Source organism: Phocaeicola coprocola DSM 17136, from assembly GCF_000154845.1.
Lineage (GTDB): Bacteria > Bacteroidota > Bacteroidia > Bacteroidales > Bacteroidaceae > Phocaeicola > Phocaeicola coprocola.
Genome location: NZ_DS981449.1, coordinates 1,275 through 2,103, shown reverse-complemented (window position 1 = coordinate 2,103; position 829 = coordinate 1,275). Strand labels below are relative to the sequence as shown.

Annotated in this window: 2 protein-coding genes; both read left to right on the top strand. The window is 43.1% G+C overall.

Annotated features, from left to right (window positions below; all coding sequences use genetic code 11):
* The coding region (locus tag BACCOP_RS02790; RefSeq protein ID WP_007566020.1) for a hypothetical protein at positions 1 to 224 on the top strand (224 nt) is incomplete at its 5' end.
* Positions 225 to 358: 134 nt separating this feature from the next.
* On the top strand, positions 359 to 829 hold a 471-nt coding region (locus tag BACCOP_RS02785), incomplete at its 3' end, for an IS110 family transposase (protein WP_007566018.1).

Here is an 829-nt window from a genome sequence, read left to right as displayed (position 1 = left end):
ATCGCACTGTGGTGGATTCCTACAGAGTACCTCAGTCATGGCTGAAAAACGTAGTAAAAGGACTCACAGTTTCATTCGTTGCACGTAATCCGTTTATCGTATGGAAGAATATTCCAAATATTGATCCGGATTCAAACTATAACAATACAACCGGTATGGGATTGGAATATGGTTCACTCCCATCACGCAGAAGTTACGGATTCAATGTCAATCTCAAATTCTAAAGATAGTTCATTACGTAATATATTAAAGAAGAAATACAATGAAATACCCATGAGATAAAAAATCACGCCCAAGAGAATGTAAATAGTCAAGCTGAAGTTACCTTTGTATAGTGTAACCCTAAAATGTATCAGTTATGGCAGAAGTGACATTCCCTCAGTTGATACAGCGCGCTTGCGGTATCGACGTCCACCTGAAGGTTGTGGTGGCGACAATTGACGGAGCAGGCATCCAACGCGAGACCCGCTCATTCAAAACCTTCACGAGTTCTTTGAATGAATTGAAAGAATGGCTATTGTCCAATGGTGTAACGCATGTGGGAATGGAGAGTACCGGTGTTTACTGGAAGCCGGTTTATAAGGTTCTTGAAGATTCCATTCCCAATGTCTGGATAGTCAATGCCCGTCACATTAAGAATGTTCCGGGTCACAAGACAGACAAGATGGACAGCGAATGGATCTGCAAGCTTCTTCTGGCAGGTCTTCTCAAACCGAGCTATATTCCTCCCAAGGAGCAGCGTCAGCTTCGTGACCTGACGCGTTACCGGAACAAGCTTATTCAGCAGATAGCTTCAGAGAAGAACCGTATGATGCGTATTCTTGAAGAC